This is a genomic window from Streptomyces luteogriseus, from assembly GCF_014205055.1.
Classification (GTDB): domain Bacteria; phylum Actinomycetota; class Actinomycetes; order Streptomycetales; family Streptomycetaceae; genus Streptomyces; species Streptomyces luteogriseus.
On the sequence record NZ_JACHMS010000001.1, the window covers coordinates 7,191,106 to 7,211,569 of the forward strand.

At 72.0% G+C, this 20,464-nt stretch carries 19 protein-coding genes and 1 riboswitch; of the genes, 13 read left to right on the forward strand and 6 right to left on the reverse strand.

The window, feature by feature from the left end; all coding sequences use genetic code 11:
* The first annotated feature begins 85 nt into the window (after window positions 1–85).
* From BJ965_RS32115 to BJ965_RS32130, 4 genes are all read left to right on the forward strand, one after another.
* Entirely contained in the window at window positions 86–1,528 is a 1,443-nt protein-coding gene (locus tag BJ965_RS32115) for a GuaB1 family IMP dehydrogenase-related protein (protein ID WP_184913608.1), read from the forward strand.
* A gap of 319 nt (window positions 1,529–1,847) precedes the next feature.
* Window positions 1,848–3,317 carry an amino acid permease gene (locus BJ965_RS32120; protein ID WP_030843216.1) on the forward strand — a complete coding sequence of 490 codons (1,470 nt, stop codon included), beginning with the start codon at window positions 1,848–1,850 and terminating at the stop codon, window positions 3,315–3,317.
* A gap of 10 nt (window positions 3,318–3,327) precedes the next feature.
* Entirely contained in the window at window positions 3,328–3,780 is a 453-nt protein-coding gene (locus BJ965_RS32125) for an Lrp/AsnC family transcriptional regulator (protein WP_030843219.1), read from the forward strand.
* A 135-nt stretch (window positions 3,781–3,915) separates the two neighbouring features.
* A complete protein-coding gene (locus BJ965_RS32130; RefSeq protein WP_184913610.1) occupies window positions 3,916–5,112 on the forward strand; it encodes an MFS transporter in 1,197 nt (398 codons plus the stop codon).
* Here BJ965_RS32130 and BJ965_RS32135 read toward each other — a convergent pair.
* A complete protein-coding gene (locus tag BJ965_RS32135; protein WP_184913612.1) occupies window positions 5,081–5,674 on the reverse strand; it encodes a Repetin in 594 nt (197 codons plus the stop codon). The genes BJ965_RS32130 and BJ965_RS32135 overlap by 32 nt on opposite strands.
* A gap of 299 nt (window positions 5,675–5,973) precedes the next feature.
* Between BJ965_RS32135 and BJ965_RS32140 the strand changes: the two genes are divergently transcribed.
* Window positions 5,974–6,762: a carbon-nitrogen hydrolase family protein gene (locus BJ965_RS32140; RefSeq protein ID WP_184913613.1), complete on the forward strand. Its 789-nt coding sequence runs from the start codon at window positions 5,974–5,976 to the stop codon at window positions 6,760–6,762.
* 51 nt (window positions 6,763–6,813) lie between these two features.
* Entirely contained in the window at window positions 6,814–8,511 is a 1,698-nt protein-coding gene (locus BJ965_RS32145; RefSeq protein ID WP_184913616.1) for a flavin monoamine oxidase family protein, read from the forward strand.
* Here BJ965_RS32145 and BJ965_RS32150 read toward each other — a convergent pair.
* Window positions 8,508–9,212, reverse strand: coding sequence for a DUF5995 family protein (locus tag BJ965_RS32150; protein WP_184913618.1), 705 nt, complete (start codon window positions 9,210–9,212; stop codon window positions 8,508–8,510). The two genes, BJ965_RS32145 and BJ965_RS32150, sit on opposite strands and share 4 nt — an antisense overlap.
* Before the next feature lie 175 nt (window positions 9,213–9,387).
* Here BJ965_RS32150 and BJ965_RS32155 point away from each other — a divergent pair, with 175 nt between their 5' ends.
* Window positions 9,388–10,524, forward strand: a complete 1,137-nt coding sequence (locus BJ965_RS32155; protein WP_184917739.1) for a glycoside hydrolase family 6 protein — start codon at window positions 9,388–9,390, stop codon at window positions 10,522–10,524.
* Here the strand turns inward: BJ965_RS32155 and BJ965_RS32160 are convergent.
* The gene (locus BJ965_RS32160) at window positions 10,491–11,882 is read right to left on the reverse strand and encodes a uracil-xanthine permease family protein (protein ID WP_184913620.1); all 1,392 of its coding nucleotides are present in this window, start codon (window positions 11,880–11,882) and stop codon (window positions 10,491–10,493) included. The two genes, BJ965_RS32155 and BJ965_RS32160, sit on opposite strands and share 34 nt — an antisense overlap.
* Before the next feature lie 86 nt (window positions 11,883–11,968).
* Entirely contained in the window at window positions 11,969–13,174 is a 1,206-nt protein-coding gene (locus BJ965_RS32165) for an MFS transporter (protein WP_184913622.1), read from the reverse strand.
* Window positions 13,175–13,309: 135 nt separating this feature from the next.
* Here BJ965_RS32165 and BJ965_RS32170 point away from each other — a divergent pair, with 135 nt between their 5' ends.
* Window positions 13,310–14,668: an ROK family transcriptional regulator gene (locus BJ965_RS32170; RefSeq protein ID WP_184913624.1), complete on the forward strand. Its 1,359-nt coding sequence runs from the start codon at window positions 13,310–13,312 to the stop codon at window positions 14,666–14,668.
* A 39-nt stretch (window positions 14,669–14,707) separates the two neighbouring features.
* On the opposite strand, the gene BJ965_RS32175 is transcribed toward BJ965_RS32170, so the two are convergent.
* Together BJ965_RS32175 and BJ965_RS32180 are read right to left on the reverse strand one after the other, a co-directional pair.
* Window positions 14,708–15,484, reverse strand: coding sequence for an SDR family oxidoreductase (locus BJ965_RS32175; protein ID WP_184913626.1), 777 nt, complete (start codon window positions 15,482–15,484; stop codon window positions 14,708–14,710).
* A gap of 102 nt (window positions 15,485–15,586) precedes the next feature.
* Window positions 15,587–16,474, reverse strand: a complete 888-nt coding sequence (locus BJ965_RS32180) for an RNA polymerase sigma-70 factor (RefSeq protein WP_184913628.1) — start codon at window positions 16,472–16,474, stop codon at window positions 15,587–15,589.
* A gap of 331 nt (window positions 16,475–16,805) precedes the next feature.
* Window positions 16,806–16,936: riboswitch (FMN riboswitch) on the forward strand.
* Window positions 16,937–17,078: 142 nt separating this feature from the next.
* Between BJ965_RS32180 and BJ965_RS32185 the strand changes: the two genes are divergently transcribed.
* The 5 genes from BJ965_RS32185 to BJ965_RS32205 are packed head-to-tail and all read left to right on the forward strand — an operon-like array spanning window position 17,079 to window position 20,424.
* A complete protein-coding gene (locus BJ965_RS32185; protein ID WP_184913630.1) occupies window positions 17,079–17,687 on the forward strand; it encodes a riboflavin synthase in 609 nt (202 codons plus the stop codon).
* Entirely contained in the window at window positions 17,684–18,325 is a 642-nt protein-coding gene (locus BJ965_RS32190; RefSeq protein WP_184913632.1) for a nicotinamide mononucleotide transporter family protein, read from the forward strand. Before BJ965_RS32185 ends, BJ965_RS32190 begins: the two co-directional genes overlap by 4 nt.
* Window positions 18,322–19,611 (forward strand): bifunctional 3,4-dihydroxy-2-butanone-4-phosphate synthase/GTP cyclohydrolase II, encoded by a 1,290-nt coding sequence (locus BJ965_RS32195; RefSeq protein ID WP_184913634.1) that lies wholly within the window; start codon window positions 18,322–18,324, stop codon window positions 19,609–19,611. The genes BJ965_RS32190 and BJ965_RS32195 overlap by 4 nt, the downstream gene beginning before the upstream one ends.
* Before the next feature lie 20 nt (window positions 19,612–19,631).
* The gene (gene ribH / locus BJ965_RS32200) at window positions 19,632–20,117 is read left to right on the forward strand and encodes a 6,7-dimethyl-8-ribityllumazine synthase (RefSeq protein ID WP_184913636.1); all 486 of its coding nucleotides are present in this window, start codon (window positions 19,632–19,634) and stop codon (window positions 20,115–20,117) included.
* 34 nt (window positions 20,118–20,151) lie between these two features.
* On the forward strand, window positions 20,152–20,424 hold the full coding sequence (locus tag BJ965_RS32205; protein WP_019983911.1) for a phosphoribosyl-ATP diphosphatase: 273 nt from the start codon (window positions 20,152–20,154) through the stop codon (window positions 20,422–20,424).
* The last annotated feature ends 40 nt before the right edge of the window (window positions 20,425–20,464 follow it).

Here is a 20,464-nt window from a genome sequence, read left to right on the forward strand (position 1 = left end):
GTGGCATGGGAGAATGAAGTACGTGCTCTTTCCCCCTGGCCGGCCGGCCCGGGGGTCACCTCTGATCGACTGGGATGTGCAGCACGTGCGTTTCCTCAATGACATCCAGCCCGGGTACGACCTGACGTACGACGACGTCTTCATGGTGCCGAGCCGCTCCTCGGTGGGCTCGCGGCAGGCCGTCGACCTCAGCTCCCCGGACGGCACGGGCACCACCATCCCGCTCGTCGTCGCCAACATGACCGCCATCGCCGGACGCCGCATGGCCGAGACCGTGGCCCGCCGTGGCGGCCTCGTGGTGATACCGCAGGACATCCCGAACGACGTGGTGACCGACGTCGTCTCCTGGGTGAAGAGCCGGCACCTGGTGCTGGACACCCCGATCATCCTGTCCCCGCACCAGACCGTCGCGGACGCGCTGGGGCTGCTGCCCAAGCGTGCGCACAACGCGGGCGTCGTCGTCGACGAGAACCACAAGCCCATCGGCGTGGTCACCGACTCCGACCTCTCCGGCGTCGACCGCTTCACGCAGCTCGCCGAGGTCATGTCCCGGGACCTGCTGCTCATCGACGCGGACAAGGACGCGGGCGAGGCCTTCAACACCCTCGACCACGCCAACCGCCGCTACGCCCCCGCGGTCAACCAGGACGGCACGCTCGCCGGCATCCTGACCCGCAAGGGTGCCCTGCGCGCCACGCTCTACCAACCGGCCACCGACGCGCGGGGACGGTTGCGCATCGCCGCCGCCGTCGGCATCAACGGCGACGTCGCGGGCAAGGCGCAGGAGCTGCTGGACGCGGGCGTCGACGCGCTCGTCATCGACACGGCCCACGGCCACCAGGAGTCGATGATCAGCGCCCTGAAGCTGGTACGCGACCTCGACCCGCGGGTGCCGATCGTCGCGGGCAACGTGGTCGCCGCCGCGGGTGTGCGCGATCTGATCGAGGCCGGCGCGGACATCGTCAAGGTGGGTGTCGGCCCCGGCGCCATGTGCACCACGCGCATGATGACCGGCGTCGGCCGCCCGCAGTTCTCCGCCGTCCTGGAATGCGCCGCCGAGGCGAAGAAGTACGGCAAGCACGTGTGGGCCGACGGCGGTGTCCGCCACCCGCGCGACGTGGCCATGGCCCTCGCGGCCGGCGCCTCCAATGTGATGGTCGGTTCCTGGTTCGCGGGCACCTACGAGTCCCCGGGCGACCTCCAGCACGACGCCCAGGGCCGTGCCTACAAGGAGTCCTTCGGCATGGCGTCCGCCCGGGCCGTGCGCAACCGCACCTCGGAGGAGTCCGCGTACGACCGCGCCCGCAAGGCGCTGTTCGAGGAAGGCATCTCCACCTCCCGCATGTTCCTCGACCCGGCTCGCCCGGGCGTCGAGGACCTGATCGACTCGATCATCGCGGGCGTCCGCTCCTCCTGCACCTACGCCGGTGCGGGCTCCCTGGAGGAGTTCGCGGAGAAGGCCATCGTCGGCATCCAGAGCGCCGCCGGTTACGCGGAGGGCAAGCCCCTGCACGCCAGCTGGAGCTGACGGCCCCGACGCCCCGTCGAACGGCCCCCGTCGACCCGCCCCGCGGGACGAACGGGGGCCGTTCCGTTGCGTCGTCGGGGCCCTCCGGAAGGTGCCGATGCAACACTCGACAGCCGTTCCGCAACGAACACCCGCCCATCCCCGGCGAACGCAATGATCTTGCAGGTACGCGCAAGGTTGCTGCATTTCGACAGCAACGCCGTTGCTCATAGGCTGTCGCCTCGTACGTGGCGTGGCGGGGACTCCGCTCGGTGGGTCCCTGTCTCCTGGGTGCCCGCGGTCCCTGCCGCCCTGACCGGCAGCGATAAGGAGCCAGCGCGTGCTCGACCAAGGCGCACCCCCGCAGAATCCAGGCCAGACAGCCGCCCCCGCGTCCCCCGGCATCGGCGCGCGCCTCATGCGCCGCAAGCCCGTGGAACGCCTGGTCGCGGAAGGTGGGCAGGGCGAGGGAGGCTCGCTGCGCCGCACCCTCGGGCTGTGGCAGCTCACCATGATCAGCATCGGTGCCACCCTCGGCACCGGCATCTTCGTCGTCCTCGGCGAGGCCGTCCCCAAGGCGGGACCGGCCGTCACGCTCTCCTTCGTCATCGCCGGCCTCACCGCCCTGTTCTCGGCCCTGTCCTACGCCGAACTGGCCGGCACCATCCCGGTCGCCGGCTCCTCCTACTCGTATGCGTACGCAACGATGGGTGAGCTGATCGCCTGGATATGCGGCTGGTGCCTGGTCCTGGAGTACGGCGTCTCGGTCGCCGCCGTCGCGGTCGGCTGGGGCGAGTACCTCAACGAGCTGCTCGACGGGACCATCGGCGTCACCATCCCCGCCGCCCTCTCCGCCCCGCCCGGCGACGGCGGCGTGTTCAACCTGCCGGCACTCATCGTCGTCCTGCTCGCGATGGCGTTCCTGCTGGGCGGCGCCCGCGAGTCCGCCCGCGCCAACACCGTCATGGTCGTCGTGAAGATCGCCGCGCTGGTGATGTTCTGCGCCATCGGCGTCCAGGGCTTCCGCTCCGGCAACTACGAGAACTTCATGCCGCTGGGCATGGCCGGCGTCAGCGCGGCCGGCGCCACGCTGTTCTTCTCCTACATCGGCTTCGACGCCGCCTCCACCGCAGGCGAGGAGGCCAAGAACGCCCAGCGCGACCTGCCCCGCGCGATCATGCTGTCGCTGGTCATCGTCACCGCGCTGTACGTCCTCGTCGCGGCCGTCGCGGTCGGCGCCAAGCCCTGGAAGGGCTTCACCGACTCCGAGGCCGCCCTCGCCCAGATCATGCGCGAGGTCACCGGGCAGACCTTCTGGGGCACGCTGCTGGCGTTCTGCGCCGTCATCGCCATCGCCAGCGTGGTGCTGACCGTGCTGTACGGCCAGACCCGCATCCTGTTCGCCATGTCCCGCGACGGGCTCGTGCCCAAGGTGTTCGCCAGGGTCCACCCGAAGACCGGCGCCCCGCGCGCCAACACCCTGATCGTCTCCCTGTTCTGCGGAGTCCTGGCCGCCGCGATCCCGCTCGGCCAGCTCGCCGACGCCACGAGCATCGGCACCCTGTTCGCCTTCGCCCTCGTCAACGTGGCCGTCGTGGTGCTGCGCCGGACCAAGCCGGACATGCCCCGCACCTTCCGGGTGCCGCTCTCGCCCGTCCTGCCCGCGCTGGGCTTCGCCTTCTGCGTCTGGATGATGGGCAGCCTGTCCACCGTGACCTGGGTGGTCTTCGGTGTCTGGATGGCCGCCGGTCTCGTGTTCTACTTCGGGTACGGCTACCGCCGTTCCCGACTCGCACCATCCGAGAAGTGATCAACCCACTGTGCTGAACGATCTCGACGAACGCATCGTGCACGCCCTCGCCGAGGATGCCCGCCGCTCCTACGCCGACATCGGCCAACTCGTCGGCCTGTCCGCACCCGCCGTGAAACGGCGCGTGGACCGGCTGCGGGCCACCGGAGCCATCACCGGCTTCACCGTACGGGTGGACCCGGGCGCCCTCGGCTGGGAGACCGAGGGGTTCGTCGAGATCTACTGCCGCGGGAACACCTCCCCGGAGACCATCCAGCGGGGCCTGGAGCGCTACCAGGAGGTCGTGGCCGCGTCCACCGTCACCGGGGACGCGGACGCGCTCGTCCAGGTCTTCGCCTCCGACATGCGCCACTTCGAACGGGTCCTGGAGCGGATCGCCGGGGAGCCGTTCGTCGAGCGGACCAAGTCCGTGCTCGTGCTCTCGCCGCTGCTGCGGCGCTTCTCGTCGGGTTCGCCCACGTAACTCCGTGGCCCCCACCGGGCCACACCCCTAGCCTGGTGTCATGACCTGGCGACATTGATCCACCAGCCGTGCCTCCCGAGGACCGCCTCGGCCGCCGTACCCCCGGCGTCCGATCCGTCCTTCCGGGAAGGCCCCATGACACTCTCACCCGCCCGCGTGCCCGCCACCGGTGTCCGCCGCCTGACGCGCACGCTGTACGGCTACGCGTTCCTCGACGACTTCGTCCTGCTCTACCCGGTGTACGCGCTGCTGTTCGCCGACACCGGCATGTCGCTCTGGCAGATCTCCTCCCTGTTCGCCCTGTGGTCGATCACCTCGGTGGTGCTGGAAGTGCCCTCCGGCGCGTGGGCCGACGCCAGGTCGCGGCGCAGGCTGCTGTGGACCGGCCCGCTGCTGACCGCCGCCGGCTTCGCGCTGTGGGTGGCCGTCCCGTCGTACGGCGCCTTCGCAGCCGGCTTCGTCCTGTGGGGCGCGGGCGGGGCGCTCGGCTCCGGCGCGCTGGAGGCACTGGTCTACGACGAGCTGGACCGGCTCGATGCCGCCGACCGGTACGCGCGGGTCATGGGCCGGGCCCGGGCGGCACGCCTGCTGGGCACCGTGGCCGCCACCGGCCTCGCGGGGCCCGTTGTCGCCCGGGGCGGCTACGAGGCGGTCGGTGTCGCGAGCATCCTGGCCTGTGTGCTGACCGCCCTCACCGCGACCCGGTTCCCGGAGCACCGGGTACGGCCGGAGAGCACCGGCGACACCTGGGCGACGACCCTGCGCACCGGACTCGCCGAGGCCCGCGGGAACCGTGCGGTGCGCGGCGCCCTGCTGCTGATCCCGGCCGTCGCCGCGGTGTGGGGCGCGCTCGACGAGTACACCCCGCTGCTGATCCGCGACCTCGGCGTCGCCGACGCCACGGTGCCCTACCTCGTCATGCTGATCTGGGCGGGCGTCACCCTCGGCAGCCTCCTGACCGGACCGGCCGAACGCCTCGGCACGAGCGGGCTCGCGGTGCTGCTCGCGGGCGCCGCCCTCGCCCTGGCGGTGGGAGCCATGGCCCGCTCCCTGGCCGGTGTCGTCCTGGTGAGCCTCGCCTTCGCCGGGTTCCAGCTGGCCGAGGTGCTCGCCGACGTCCGTCTCCAGCACCGCATCGACGAGTCCCGCCGGGCCACGCTCACCTCGGTGGCGAGTCTGGGCACCGAGCTGGCGACGGTCGCCACGTTCGGCGTGTACGCGCTGCTCGGGACCGGCATGGCGCACAGCACCGTCTTCGCGGTCCTGGCGATCCCCTACCTGGTGACGGCCCTGGCGCTGGCTAGAGCGCGGGCTGCCACGGCAGGACCGTGAAGTCGCCGGTCCCCTTCGCGACCTTCTCGAAGGGGGCGGAACTCACGCACTTGGGCAGCTCCTTCGTCTCGGCGGGGCTGCCCGTGGAGGCCCAGCTGTATCCGAGCCGGTCATGGCGGCCGAGGTCGTGGACGGTGACGCCGACCCGCTTGCCCTCGGCGCCCGGCAGGTCGGAATCGGTGACGACGCCGGAGACCACGGCGACCTTGCCCCCGGTGAGCAGGCAGTCGACCTTCACCTCGGCCCGGGCGCCCTCACCGTTCAGGTAGTGGCTGAACTCGAAGGTGCCGGTGGCCTTCGACGGGTCGGCCTTGTCCTCGGCGGCCAGGTGCGCGTCGAACGAGAACGTGATGTCGTCCCCGGCCGAGCGGTACAGCTCGGCGGTGCCGGTGAGGGCTGCGGCCTCCCGCTGCCGGGGCGAGTCCGCCGCCGTCGCTTGCCGGGGTGCGTCCGACGCGGTCGTCCGCTGCCGGGGCGTTTCCGACGCGGTCGCGGCCGAGGCCACCCCGGCCGTGAGCAGGAGCGCGGAGCCGAGCACGACGATCTTCGTACGGCGCTTCATTTCGGGTCCTTCCGCAGGTCGTGTGGACAGCTCTTACTCTTCCGGCCCGGTGCGCCGGGAACATCGGGCCCGGGGCGGGACCCCGCCTCCGCCGTACGGCGGGGGAGGCCACGGGCGGCTGCGCTCCGAGGAGGAGCGGGACTCCGACCCGAGGCGCGCAACGAATCGCCGCTCGGCCCGGCGCGCACGCAACGAACCGTTCACCGGCGCGCAACGGCTCCTTCTTGTCCGCCCTGGTCGGCCGCCCGTACCGTCTACGTGGCCCTTCCAACCACCCTTCCGCCCGGTGAGGAACACGCATGCGCACCGCCCTGCTCCAGAGCTCCGGCCGCCCCGGCTCGACCGTCGAGAACCTCAAGGTCCTCGACGAGGCCGCGGGCCGGGCCGCCGCCGCGGGCGCCGGGCTGCTCGTCACGTCCGAGCTGTTCCTGACGGGATACGCGATCGGCGACGACATCGGCCGCCTCGCCGAGCTCGCCGACGGCGACTGCGCGGACGCCGTCGCCGAGATCGCCACGAGCCACGGCCTGGCGATCGCCTACGGCTACCCCGAGCGGGACGGCGACGCCGTGTTCAACTCCGCCCAGCTGATCTCCGCCGACGGCATCCGGCTCGCCAACCACCGCAAGACGCACCTCTTCGGCTGCTTCGAGCGCGACCACTTCACACCGGGCGACCTGCCGGTCGTCCAGGCCGAGATCGACGGCCTCCGGGTCGGCATCCTGATCTGCTACGACGTGGAGTTCCCGGAGAACGTCCGCGCCCATGCCCTGGCCGGCACCGACCTGCTGATCGTCCCGACCGCGCAGATGCACCCGTTCCAGTTCGTCGCCGAGTCGATGATCCCGGTGCGCGCCTTCGAGAACCAGATGTACGTCGCGTACGTCAACCGGGTCGGCCGGGAGGGCGAGTTCGAGTTCGTGGGGCTGTCCACGCTCGCCGGTCCCGACGGGGTCGCCCGGACCCGGGCCGGCCGCGGTGAGGAACTCGTGCTCGCCGACGCCGACCCGGCCTTCCTCGCCGCGTCGCGCGAGAACAACCCGTATCTGCGGGACCGGCGGCCCGGCCTGTACGCCCCGCTCGTCTGACCCCCTGAATCCGAACCGCCCGTTCGTACCCGTGCAAGGAGTCCGTACCCCATGACGTCCACCGTGCCCAACGCCGTCGAGCACGCTGACGCGCAGCAGCCGCCGATCACCATGTTCGGCCCGGACTTCCCGTACGCCTACGACGACTTCCTCGCCCACCCGGCGGGCCTCGGGCAGATACCCGCGACGGAGCACGGCACGGAGGTCGCGGTCATCGGCGGCGGCCTGTCCGGCATCGTCGCCGCGTACGAGCTGATGAAGATGGGCCTGAAGCCAGTCGTGTACGAGGCCGACCAGATCGGCGGCCGGCTGCGGACGGTGGGCTTCGACGGGTGCGACGAGTCCCTCACCGCCGAGATGGGCGCGATGCGCTTCCCGCCGTCCTCCACGGCCCTCCAGCACTACATCGACCTCGTCGGCCTGCAGACGCGGCCGTTCCCCAACCCCCTCTCCGAGGCGACCCCGTCGACCGTCGTCGACCTCAAGGGCGAGTCGCACTACGCCGAGACGGTCGGCGACCTGCCCCAGGTCTACCGGGACGTCGCCGAGGCGTGGAACCGCTGCCTGGAGGAGGGCGCCGACTTCTCCGACATGAACCGCGCCCTGCGCGAGCGGGACGTGCAGCGTATCCGCGAGATCTGGTCCCGGCTCGTCGAGAAGCTCGACAACCAGACCTTCTACGGCTTCCTCTGCGACTCCGAGGCGTTCAAGTCCTTCCGGCACCGCGAGATCTTCGGCCAGGTCGGCTTCGGCACGGGCGGCTGGGACACCGACTTCCCGAACTCCATCCTGGAGATCCTGCGCGTCGTCTACACCGAGGCCGACGACCACCACCGCGGCATCGTCGGCGGCTCCCAGCAGCTGCCGCTGCGCCTGTGGGAGCGTGAGCCGCAGAAGATCGTCCACTGGGCCCTGGGGACCTCGCTCGCGAGCCTGCACGAGGGCGGGGAGCCCCGCCCGGCCGTGACCCGGCTGCACCGCACCGCCGGCAACCGCATCACGGTGACCGACGCGGACGGCGACATCCGCACCTTCCGGGCGGCGATCTTCACCGCGCAGTCCTGGATGCTGCTGTCGAAGATCGCCTGTGACGACTCGCTCTTCCCGATCGACCACTGGACGGCGATCGAGCGCACGCACTACATGGAGAGCTCCAAGCTCTTCGTGCCGGTCGACCGGCCTTTCTGGCTCGACAAGGACGAGGAGACCGGCCGGGACGTCATGTCGATGACACTCACCGACCGTATGACGCGCGGCACTTATCTGCTCGACGACGGCCCGGACAAGCCCGCCGTCATCTGCCTCTCCTACACCTGGTGCGACGACAGCCTGAAGTGGCTGCCGCTGTCCGCGAACGAGCGGATGGAGGTCATGCTGAAGTCGCTCGGCGAGATCTATCCCAAGGTCGACATCCGCAAGCACATCATCGGCAACCCGGTGACCGTCTCCTGGGAGAACGAGCCCTACTTCATGGGCGCGTTCAAGGCGAACCTGCCCGGCCACTACCGCTACCAGCGGCGCCTGTTCACGCACTTCATGCAGGACCGGCTGCCCGAGGACAAGCGCGGCATCTTCCTCGCGGGCGACGACATCTCCTGGACGGCCGGCTGGGCCGAGGGCGCGATCCAGACCGCCCTCAACGCGGTCTGGGGCGTCATGCACCATCTGGGCGGCACGACCGACGCGACCAACCCGGGCCCCGGCGACGTCTACGACGAGATCGCGCCCGTCGAGCTGCCGGAGGACTAGCGCCGCAGTGGCGGTTCGGTCAGGGGCGTGAGCAGCATCCGCCCCGCGAAGCCCACCGCCGTGTCCAGGCGTTCCGTGAACTCCCCGGCGACGTCGGGGAGTTCACGCAGGGCCCACAGTGCCCGGGCCGCCGTCCACGCGGCGTCCCGGGCACGCTCCAGGCTCCAGGAGCCGAGCAGATGGGTCAGCGGGTCCGCGATCCGGAACAGGTCGGGGCCCGGCATCAGATCGTCGCGGATGCGCTCCTCCAGCGAGAGGAGGAGATCGCCCACCATGTCGAACTCGTCCTCCAGATCGACGGGAGCGCAGCCGAGCGTACGGCAGGTGTCCACGACGGCCAGCGCGAGATCGTGCCCGATGTGCGCGTTGATGCCCGCCAGCGCGAACTGCAACGGCCGTACCCCGGGATGGCGGCGGAACTGGAACAGCGGGCGCCAGCAGGCGGGCGGGCGCCGCTCCTCCGCGACCGCCGCCAGGTACCGCTGCGCGAACCGTACGTCCAGCGTGATCGCGGCGTGGGCGTCCGCGAACCGTCCGGTGTCGACCCACCGGTCCACCGCCTCCGTCACCGCGAGGTAGACGCGGTTGAAGACCGCCACCCCGTCCCGCGGGTGCAGCGCCGCGTCGAGGGCGCGCATACGGGAGACGACTGCGTCGACCGGAGTGTCCACGGCTGGGGGGAGTTGTTCGCATCGCGGCATGCGGGCAGAGTCGCAGCTCTAGGCTGGCGGGAGTACCGGCGGGCCCGGCGCTTCCCCGAAACGGGGGAACACCGCCCGCCGCAGGGGGAGGGGGAGCAGCACTGTGTCAGGCTCGCGTGCCCGGCGCCTGGCCGCCCGCAGGGCCGGGCGCAGGCGAGCCGCCCGGCGCGGCGCGATGGTCGCGGCGGCCTCGCTCGTCGTGGCGGCCGGAGCGGTCGCGGGCGTCCTCGCCGCGTTCGACGGCAGGCGGGCCCCGGACGAGGCCGCGCCTCCCGGGGTGTCGGCGTCGCCCCGCCTCGCGCCCCTGCCGGCCGTGCCGTCGCCGCCGGCCACCTCCGAGTCCGCCTCGCGCTCGCCGTCCCCGTCCGAGCGCCGGACGCCGAGCCCCGCACCGTCGGGGACCGGGACGAAACGGGAGCACACCGGCACCGTGGCCGGACGGCTCTACCGCCACCCCGACTCCCAGGTGCTCGCCTGGGTCCGCTCCCACTCCGGCGACCCCCGGCACGCGGTCATCGCGTCCCGTATCGCCGAGCAGCCCGCGGCCGTCTGGTTCGCCGACCACTCGCCGGCCACCGTCACCGCCCGGGTCGCCGCCGTGACCTCGGGCGGGGCCGCGCTCGGCCGGGTGCCCGTCGTCGTGCCGTACGCGATCCCCGGCCGGGACTGCGGCGGCCACTCCCAGGGCGGGGCGCCCGACCTGGACGCCTACGACGCCTGGATCGACCGGTTCGCGGCCGGGCTGGGCTCGGGCGAGGTCATCGTCGTACTGGAGCCGGACTCGGTCGCCCAGACCGAGTGCCTCTCCGCCGGTGACCGCGCGGACCGCTTCGCCTCGCTGGCCCGGGCCGGCCGCGTCCTGAAGGCAGCCAACCCCCGGGCCCGGGTCTACTTCGACGCCGGACACTCGGGCTGGAACGCGCCGGCCCAACAGGCGACGTGGCTCAGGCAGGCGGGTGCCGCCTCGCCCGAGTCCTCCGACGGCATCTTCAGCAACGTCTCCAACTTCCACACCACCGCCGACGAGATCTCCTACGACCGGCGGGTCCTCGACGCGCTCGGCGGCCCGGCGAGCCTCGGCGCGGTCATCGACACCAGCCGCAACGGCAACGGCGCCCCGCCCGACGGTGAGTGGTGCGACCCCTCGGGCCGCAGGCTCGGCCGGACCCCGACCCTGAGCACCGGCGAGTCCCGGATCGACGCCTACCTGTGGGTGAAGCTGCCGGGGGAGTCGGACGGCTGCAAGGGCAGGCCGGGGACGTTCACGGCGTCGTACGCCTACGACTTGGCGTGGTCCGGCCCGGCGTCGTAGGAGGAGGTGCCCTCGTCCAGCAGCGGCGCCTGTGTCTTCAAGTGGGCCGGGGCGAAGGCCCGCAGGGCGTGGTAGCCGGTGATGACGACCACCGTGCCGAGCGCGATGCCGCTCAGCGAGAAGGTGTCGGAGAACTCCAGGGAGACGTTGCCGACGCCGATGATGATGCCCGCCGCGGCCGGGACCAGGTTCAGCGGATTGCGCAGATCCACCTTGGCGTTGATCCAGATCTGCGCGCCCAGCAGGCCGATCATGCCGTACAGGATGACCGTGATGCCGCCGAGCACCCCGCCCGGGATCGCGGCCACGACCGCGCCGAACTTCGGGCAGACGCCGAACAGCAGGGCGAAGCAGGCGGCGGCCCAGTAGGCGGCCGTCGAGTACACACGGGTCGCGGCCATCACGCCGATGTTCTCGGAGTACGTGGTGTTGGGCGGGCCGCCGACCGCGGTGGACAGCATCGAGCCGACGCCGTCGGCCGCGATGGCCGTGCCGAGCTTGTCGTCCAGCGAGTCACCGGTCATCTCGCCGACCGCCTTGACGTGGCCGGCGTTCTCCGCGACCAGCGCGATGACGACCGGCAGGGCGACCAGGATCGCGGACCACTCGAAGGACGGGGCGTGCAGGGTCGGCAGCCCGATCCAGTCGGCCTTGCCGACACCGGAGAGGTCGAGCCGCCAGTGGTCGGTCAGCCTGCCGCTCGCGTCCACGGAGTGGATCTTGCCGAAGACCAGGTCGAACACCCAGGAGATGCCGTATCCGAAGACCAGCCCGAGGAAGATCGCGATCCGGGACCAGAAGCCCCGCAGGCAGACCACCGCGAGACCGGTGAACAGCATCACCAGCAGGGCCGTCCACTGGTCCTGCGGCCAGTACGTCGAGGCCGTCACAGGGGCCAGGTTGAAGCCGATCAGCATCACCACGGCACCGGTCACGATCGGCGGCATCGCGGCGTGGATGATCCGTGCCCCGAACCGCCGCACGGCGAGCCCCACCAGGAACAGCGCGCCCCCGACGACGAACACCGCTCCGGTGACGGTCGCGCTGCTGCCGCCCTGCGCCCGGATCACCGCCGCCACGCCCACGAAGGAGAGCGAGCAGCCCAGGTAGCTGGGCACGCTGCCGCGGGTGGCGAGCAGGAACACGACGGTCGCGATGCCCGACATCATGATCGCGAGGTTCGGGTCCAGGCCCATCAGGACCGGTGCGACGAAGGACGCCCCGAACATCGCCACGACGTGCTGGGCGCCGAGTCCGGCGGTACGGGGCCAGGAGAGCCGCTCGTCGGGCCGGACCACCGCGCCGGGCGCCGGGGTGCGTCCGTCTCCGTGCAGTTTCCAGCGGACGCCGAGATCCATGGTGCGGTTTCGCTTTCGTCGTGCGTGCGAGTGTCCGGACCATTGTCCGGGCGCGCTCACCGTGCTGGTGACCGGGGCGGGTGTCCTCAGGGCCGCGGGTCGGCGACCGCCGCGTCCGTTCGGCCGACCCTCGTCCGCTCGCCGGGCCGCAGCACCCCCGCGAACGCCACCAGGCCGCAGGACAGCGCCGTCACCAGGCAGAACGACACCATCAGGCTGGTCGCCTGCGCCAGCATGCCGATCGCGCTCGGTGCGATGAGGCCCGAGGTGTAGGTGATGGTCGCGACACCGGCGATGGCCAGGCTCGGGTTGGAGCCGCTGCGGCCGGCCGCGGCGAAGCACAGTGGCACGACGACGGCGATGCCCAGGCCCATCAGAGCGAACCCGCTCATGGCCACCGCCGGATGGTCCGCGACGACGATGAGCAGCCCGCCGAGGACGGCGAACACACCGCTGGCCCGCACGGTCCGCACCGCGCCGAAGCGGTCCACGATCCGGTCACCGGCGAGCCGGGCGACGGCCATGGTGAGCGTGAAGCCCGTCGTGCACGCCGCCGCGAGTCCGGCCGAGGTCTCCAGCTGCTCGCGCAGATAGACCGCCGACCAGTCCAGACTCGCGCCCTCCGCGAACACCGCGCAGAACCCGATCGCGCCGATGAGCAGCGCCGAGCGGGGCGGCAGGGCGAAGCGCGGCGGCGGCTCCTCGTCCTCGGCCGGCTGCAGGTCCAGCACCCACTGGCAGGACAGCACGCCGACGACGGTGAGGACCGCGGCGGCCAGCACGTGGTGCAGCCGGGCGTCCGAGCCGAGGTGCGCGGCGAGCGTGCCGGCCGCCGAGCCGACCAGGGCACCCGCGCTCCACATGCCGTGCAGCCCGGACATGATCGACCGGCCCAGGCGGTTCTCGACCTCGACACCCAGGGCGTTCATCGCCACGTCCGCCATGCCGGCCGTCGCGCCGTACGTGAACAGGGCCAGGCAGAGCGTCAGGAGGTTCGGGGCGAGTGACGGCAGGACCAGGGACAGCGTCCACAGGGAGATCAGTCCGCGCAGCGCGTTGCGGGCGCCGAAGCGGTGGCTGATGCTGCCGGCGAGCGGCATCGCCACGGACGCGCCGAGAGCGGGGAAGGCGAGCGCGATGCCCAACTGGCCCGCGCTCACGCCCGCGTGGTCCTGGATCCACGGCACGCGGGTCGCGAACGAGCCGGTCACGGCGCCGTGCACGGCGAAGACGGCGGCCACGGCGTACCGGGACCGCTTCACCTCGCGCTGTTCGTCGACCACCTTGCCCATTCTGCGGTCCCCCTCCGGGTCTCTGCCGTACTCACATCCGGTGCGCGCGTAAACTATCAGGAACCCTGCCTGATAATAAGAGGGTCTCCCGGCGGGCCCCGGTCGACGGCCCGCCGATCTGGAAGGATCCCCGGCATGCCCGCATCCCCGAGCACCGCCCGGGCCATCAACGACCGGCTCGCCCTGCGTCTGCTCCAGCAGGAAGGCCCGTTGACGGCAGGGCAGTTGAAGCAGCTGACCGGCCTGTCCCGGCCGACCGTCGCCGACCTCGTCGAACGCCTCGGAGCCGCCGGGCTCATCGAGGTCGTCGGCGAAGCGGGGGAGCGGCGGCGCGGCCCCAACGCGAAGGTCTACGGCATCGTCGCCGGCCGGGCGCACCTGGCCGCCCTCGACGTCCGCACCGAGGGCGTCGCCGTGGCCGTCGCGGACCTGGTGGGGCGGGTGCTGGCCGAGGCGTCGGTGCCCATCGCCGGTGACGCGGGGACGGGGCCCGCCCTGGAACAGGCGGTCATGCTGGTCGAGCGCGTGGTGAAGGAGGCCGGCGCCGAACGCCTGCACACGGTGGGGATCGGGGCGCCCGGCCTGGTCGACCCGTCCAGCGGTGAACTCCGCGACTCCACCGGGCTTCCGGAGTGGCACCGACGGCTCGTCGCCACCCTTCAGGAGCGGCTTCCGGACGCCGGGGTCAGTGTCGAGAACGAGACCAACCTCGCGGCCCTGGCCGAACAACGCGACGGGGTGGCCCGGGACCGGGACACCTTCGTCCTGCTGTGGCTGGGCCACGGAACGGGCGCGGCCGTGGTCCTCGACGGCGCGCTGCGCCGCGGCGCCTCCGGCGGCACCGGCGAGATCGGCTTCCTTCCCGTCCCGGGCACGACCGCGCTGCCGACCTCGACGGACTGCGAGGGCGGCTTCCATTCGCTGGCCTCCTCGGCGGCAGTCGTGTCCCTCGCGGCCGAGTGCGGCATTCCGGCGACGCCGGGGGAGCAGACGCCCGCGGTGGGGGTGGTGCGGGCGGCCGTCGCCGCGGTGGGGGCGAGCGGAACCGGGAGCTCCACGCTGACGCCGGGACGGGGCGCGCGAACACCCGAGAGTCCGGCGCCGCTGCTGCCGGGAGGGGGCGCGCCCGTGCCCGGGGCCGAATCCGGCACCCCCGGGGCCGAGGCACCCCCACGCCCCGCCCCGGCCCCCGCCGCCCGCTTTCTGGACGCCCTCGCCGATCGTCTCGCCGTCGGGGTCGCCTCCGTCGTGGCGATCCTGGATCCCGGGTGCGTGGTGCTCGGCGGTGAGGTCGGTCAGGCCGGTGGCGAGGAGCTCGCGTCACGGGTGCGGGACCGCATCGCCCGGATGACACCCCTGCCCACGGAGGTACGGGCGACGTCCCTTGGCGGCGGCGCCGTCCTGCGCGGCGCACTGCTGACGGCCCGGGACCGCGCCCAGGAGGAACTGTTCACGCCCGGAGAGCCCCCACCCCAGCACTCGCCGGGCTGGTAGGCCGTCAGGCCCGGATCCGTCCCCCTCCGTCCTCCTCCCTCAGACCCCGGACCGCCCGCTCCCCGCCTGGATCCGGCCGCCCCCGAACCGTCTCTCCAAGTGCTCTTCGAACGACCCCTTGCCCACCGCCCGTCGCGGCGCAAGATGGCCCCCGCTCCGGAAGCCCCGGTACGCCGCCCCCCACAGCGACACGTTCACCACCGCTCGCCGACGGCCCGACGCCTTCAGATACGCACGGGCCAGGGACTCCAGCGGCCGTACCTCCGGCCCGCCCATGTCCTCGACCCGTCCCGCCGGCGCGGCCGCCGCCAGCTCGACCAGCCGGTCCGCGACCTCGGCCACCTCCACCGGCTGGTCCCGCACGCCCGCCGGGAGGAACATCACGGGCAGCTTCGACAGTCCCTGGAACATCATGATCAGCAGATCGTGGAACTGCGTCGCCCGCAGTACGGTCCAGCCGATCCCCGACTCCTCGACCAGGCTCTCCACCGCGAGCTTGCTCCGGTAGTACGGGAACGGCACCTCGTCGACACCCACGATCGACACGTAGACCAGATGACGCACGCCCGCACCGCGCGCCGCAATGATCAGGTTCCGAGCCGCCTGCTCGTCCCCCTTCTGCGCCGACGCGCAGTGCACGATCGTGTCCACACCGGCGACGGCCGCGTCCAGCGCGGCTCCGCCGGCCCGCAGATCCACCGCGTACGGCTGACTGTGCCGGCTGAGCACCCGCACTTCGTGCCCGTCCGCGCGCAACCGCGCGGCGACGAGCCGCCCCAGCGTTCCGGTGCCGCCGGTCACCAGGATCGTGGTCATGCTGTTCAGCCCCTTCGGACGCCGGGCGCTCCCGGGTGGAGCGCCCCTCGCCAACTGAGACCGAACACCCCCCGCCGAATGTGACAGGCGCGCCCTGCGGTCCTACGGCCGGGTGAGCTGACGCCGTGCGAACGCCAGCTTCTCCGGGTTGACCACGGCCCGCACACCCGTGACCAGCCCGTCGCGTACCTCGACCACCGACAGTCCGACGAGCGTGTCGCCCGCCCAGCTGGCCAGCCCCGGCGCCCCGTTGACCTCGGTCGGCACGAAGTCCAGGCCCCGCGCGAACTTCGGCCCGCCGCCCGCCAGGAAGCGGGCGATGCCGGCCCCGCCCTTGATGGGCCACCGCGCCGCGGTGACCTTGCCGCCACCGTCGCTCCACCAGGTCGCGTCGGCCGCGAGCAGCTTCTCCAACCCGGCCAGGTCCCCGTCGCGGGCCGCCGTGATGAACGACGTGACCAGCTCTTCCTGCCGCTCGGAAGCGGGCTCGAACCGGGCCTGCGGTTCGCCCACCCGCAGCACGGCACGCCGGTACAGCTGACGGCAGTTGGCCTCGCTCAGGTCCAGCACCCCGGCGATCTCCCGGTGTCCGTAGCCGAACGCCTCCCGCAGCACGTACACGGCCCGTTCGGTCGGCGTCAGCCGCTCCAGCAGCACCAGCATCGCCATCGATACGGCGTCCCGCTGCTCCGCGGACTCCAGTGGGCCGAGCGTTCCGTCCGAGGTGACCACGGGCTCGGGCAGCCAGGTCCCGACGTACCGCTCGCGCCGGGCCCGCGCGGAGGTGAGCCGGTTCAGGCAGAGGTTGGTGACGACCTTGGCCAGCCAGGCCGCCGGGTGCTCGATCCCCGCCCGGTCGGCGCCGCTGTAACGCAGGTAGGCGTCCTGGACCGCGTCCTCGGCCTCCTCGGCGGAGCCCAGCAGCCGATAGGCGAGCGAGAACAGCCTGGGCCGGTGGACTTCGAACTCCTCGGCGGTGGTCGTGGTCATACGACTCACCCTGCCAGAGGGCGGCCCGTCCGGTGTCGGGAGCCCGGGCGGGGGCCCGGCGTGGGAAGGCCCGACGGCGGGCAAGGGCCGTCGTCACCGCCGCCGGGCCGGTCAGTGGGGTTGAGCCGACCCTGGCGATGACCCTAGAAAGGACTAGACCACGTCGTCAATAGGTGCGTACCAATGCCCGGCCCTCAAGAGGCCGGGGCCACGCGGGGGTTGGGCGACCGGTCGCGCTCGGGAAGGGATGCGACACGGTCTGTGAGGCAGCCCACATACTCCGCCTCTTTGAACATCGACAAGGCGTGGCACACTGGCCCTGTATCAGTAGCAGCGCACTCCGGGGTCGGTGAAAGTCCGAACCGGCGGTTACAGTCCGCGACCCGGTCGCCTCCAGCGGCCGGTTGACCAGGTGAAATTCCTGGACCGACGGTTAAAGTCCGGATGGGAGGCAGTGCGCGGCGAGCGGGCATGCGTGTGCGCCGCCGAGTAGTCCGTCCTCGTGACGGGCTCGTCCGGCGTCGTCCCCGGGTCCCCGCTCGTACTTTCTGTCGTCATCGACAGCCCCGGAGTCCGTGCCCGAAGAGGCAGGAGGACCCGGGAAGTGTTCACCGGAATCGTCGAAGAGCTGGGCGAGATCACCGCCGTCGAGACCCTCGACGACGCCTGTCGCTTCCGCCTGCGAGGCCCGGTCGTCACCGCAGGCGCCAAGCACGGCGACTCGATCGCGGTGAACGGCGTGTGCCTCACGGTCGTCGACCACGAGGGCGACGAGTTCACGGCCGACGTCATGGCCGAGACCCTGAACCGCTCCAGCCTCGGTGCCCTGAAGGCCGGATCCCGCGTCAACCTCGAACGCCCCATGGCCGTCGGCGAACGCCTCGGCGGGCACATCGTGCAGGGCCACGTGGACGGCACCGGCGAGATCCTGGAGCGCAAGCCCTCCGAGCACTGGGAGATCGTGAAGATCTCCCTCCCCGCCGACCTCACCCGGTACGTGGTCGAGAAGGGCTCCATCACCGTCGACGGCATCAGCCTCACCGTCGTCGACGCCGGCCCCGACCACTTCACCGTCAGCCTCATCCCCACCACCCTCGACCTGACCACGCTCGGCCACAAGCAGCCCGGCGACCCGGTCAACCTCGAAGTGGACGTCATCGCCAAGTACGTCGAGCGGATGCTGGGCGACCGCGCGCAGGGGGCCGGCCGGTGAACACGCTGAACTCCGAGGCGTTCGCCCTCTTCGGTCAGCACATCCTCTGGTCCGACATGGTCGGCAACCTCTTCGGCCTGGCCGCCCTCGCCCTGGGCTGGCGACGGTCCTTGTGGACCTGGCCCGTGCAGTTCCTGGCCGGCCTCATCCTCTTCGGGGCCTTCTTCGGTCACCTCACCGGCAGCGCCGGCAAGCAGGCGGTCGTCATGGTCGTCGCGCTGTACGGCTGGTGGCAGTGGCAGCGGGGCAAGGGACAGGGCGGGGACGGCCACATCGCCGTCCGGTTCGCCACCTGGCGCGAACGCGCGGTGATGGCCGCCGCGGCCGCCGCCGGCACCGTCGCCGTGGCGCTGCTCTTCACGGCATACCCGACCCTGTCCTGGGACCCCTGGCCGGACGCCTACATCTTCGTCGGCACCGTCGTCGCCATGTACGCCCAGGCGCGCGGCATGGTCGAGTTCTGGATCGCCTGGCTGCTCGTCGACGTCGTCGGCGTGCCCCTCAACTTCGCCAACGGCTACGCCTTCTCCGGCTTCGTCTACGTCATCTACGGCGCGCTCGTCCTGTGGGGCCTGCGCGACTGGTGGCTGCGCTCGCGTCAGACCGCGCGGCCCACCCTGGAAGGAGCTCCGGCATGAGCGCCGCAACAACCCTCTACGGCACCGACGACGTCGAGACCTTCGTGCTCGACCCGGTCGAGCAGGCCATCGCCGACATCGCGGCCGGCCGCCCCGTCGTGGTCGTCGACGACGAGGACCGGGAGAACGAGGGCGACCTCGTCATCGCCGCCGAGAAGGCGACCCCCGAGATCGTCGCCTTCATGATGAGCGAGTGCCGCGGCCTGATCTGCGCCCCCATGGAGGGCGACGAACTGGACCGGCTGAAGCTTCCGCAGATGGTCGAGGACAACACCGAGTCGATGAAGACCGCGTTCACGGTCTCCGTCGACGCCTCCGCCGCGCACGGCGTGAGCACCGGCATCTCCGCCTCCGACCGCGCCACCACCCTCCAGCTGCTCGCCGACGGCGTCAGCGCACCCGAGGACTTCGTCCGCCCCGGCCACGTCTTCCCGCTGCGCGCCCGGCCCGGCGGGGTCCTCACCCGAAACGGCCACACCGAGGCCGCCGTCGACCTCGCCCGCCTCGCGGGGCTCCGCCCGGCCGGCGCGATCGTCGAGATCGCCGGCGAGGACGGCACCATGCTGCGCCTGCCCGAGCTGATCCCCTTCGCCCGCAAGCACGGGCTGACGATCATCTCCATCGAGGACCTGATCGCCTACCGCCGCGGCAGCGAACCCACCGTCCGCCGCGAGGCCAGGACCCTGCTGCCCACCGCCCACGGCACCTTCACGGCCTACGGCTACCGCTCCACCGTCGACGGCGTCGAGCACGTCGCCCTGGTGCACGGCGAGATCGGCGACGGCCAGGACGTCCTCGTCCGCGTCCACTCCGAATGCCTCACCGGGGACGTCTTCGGCTCGGCCCGCTGCGACTGCGGCCCCCAGCTCGACGCCTCCCTCGCCCGCATCCAGGAGGAGGGCCGGGGCGTCGTGGTCTATCTGCGCGGGCACGAGGGCCGCGGCATCGGCCTGATGTCCAAGCTGCGCGCCTACGAACTCCAGGAGCGCGGCCGCGACACCCTCGACGCCAACCTCGAACTCGGCCTGCCCGCCGACGCCCGCGACTACGCCGCCGGCGCGCAGATCCTCGCCGACCTCGGGGTGCGCGGCGTCCGGCTGCTGACCAACAACCCCGACAAGACCGACGCGCTCGTCCGGCACGGCATCGCGGTCCAGGCCCGCGTGCCGATGCCCGTGAGCGTCGGCGAGCACAACCTCCGCTACCTGCGCACCAAGCGGGACCGGATGGGCCACGACCTGCCCTGGCTGGACACGACCACCGTGCCCGCCTGCGGCAACCAGTAAGAGAGCACAGAGGGAGCAACGTGAGCGGCAAGGGTGCACCGGAGCTGTCCGTACGCAATGTGGGTGACCTCCGGGTCGCCGTCATCGCGGCGCAGTGGCACGAGAAGGTGATGAACGGCCTGGTCGACGGCGCCCTGCGCGCCCTGCACGACCTGGGCATCGACGAGCCGACCCTGCTCAGGGTCCCCGGCAGCTGGGAGCTCCCGGTCGTCGCCAAGGCCCTCGCGGGCCGCGGCTACGACGCGATCGTCGCCCTCGGCGTCGTCATCCGCGGCGGCACGCCCCACTTCGAGTACGTGTGCCAGGGCGTCACCCAGGGCCTCACCCAGGTCTCCGTCGACACCGGAGTCCCCATCGGCTTCGGCCTGCTGACCTGCGACACCGAGGAACAGGCCCTGGACCGCGCCGGAATCGAGGGCTCCAACGAGGACAAGGGGCATGAGGCGGTGACCGCCGCGGTGGCGACCGCGGCCACCCTCCGCTCAGTATCCGAACCCTGGCACTGACGAAAGGCACATGTGGCATAGGCTGAGCGTCACCATGTCCAAGAAGACGTTCGAGGAGCTCTTCACCGAGCTCCAGCACAAGGCCGCCCAGGGCGACCCCGCCACTTCCCGCACCGCAGAACTGGTCGGCAAGGGCGTCCACGCCATCGGCAAGAAGGTCGTCGAAGAGGCCGCCGAGGTGTGGATGGCCGCCGAGTACGAGGGCAAGGAAGCCGCCGCCGAGGAGATCTCGCAGCTGCTGTACCACGTCCAGGTGATGATGGTCGCCCGCGGCATCTCCCTCGACGACGTCTACGCCCACCTCTGAGCCGCACCCGTTCCCGTCCCACACCACGCAAAGGAAGCCG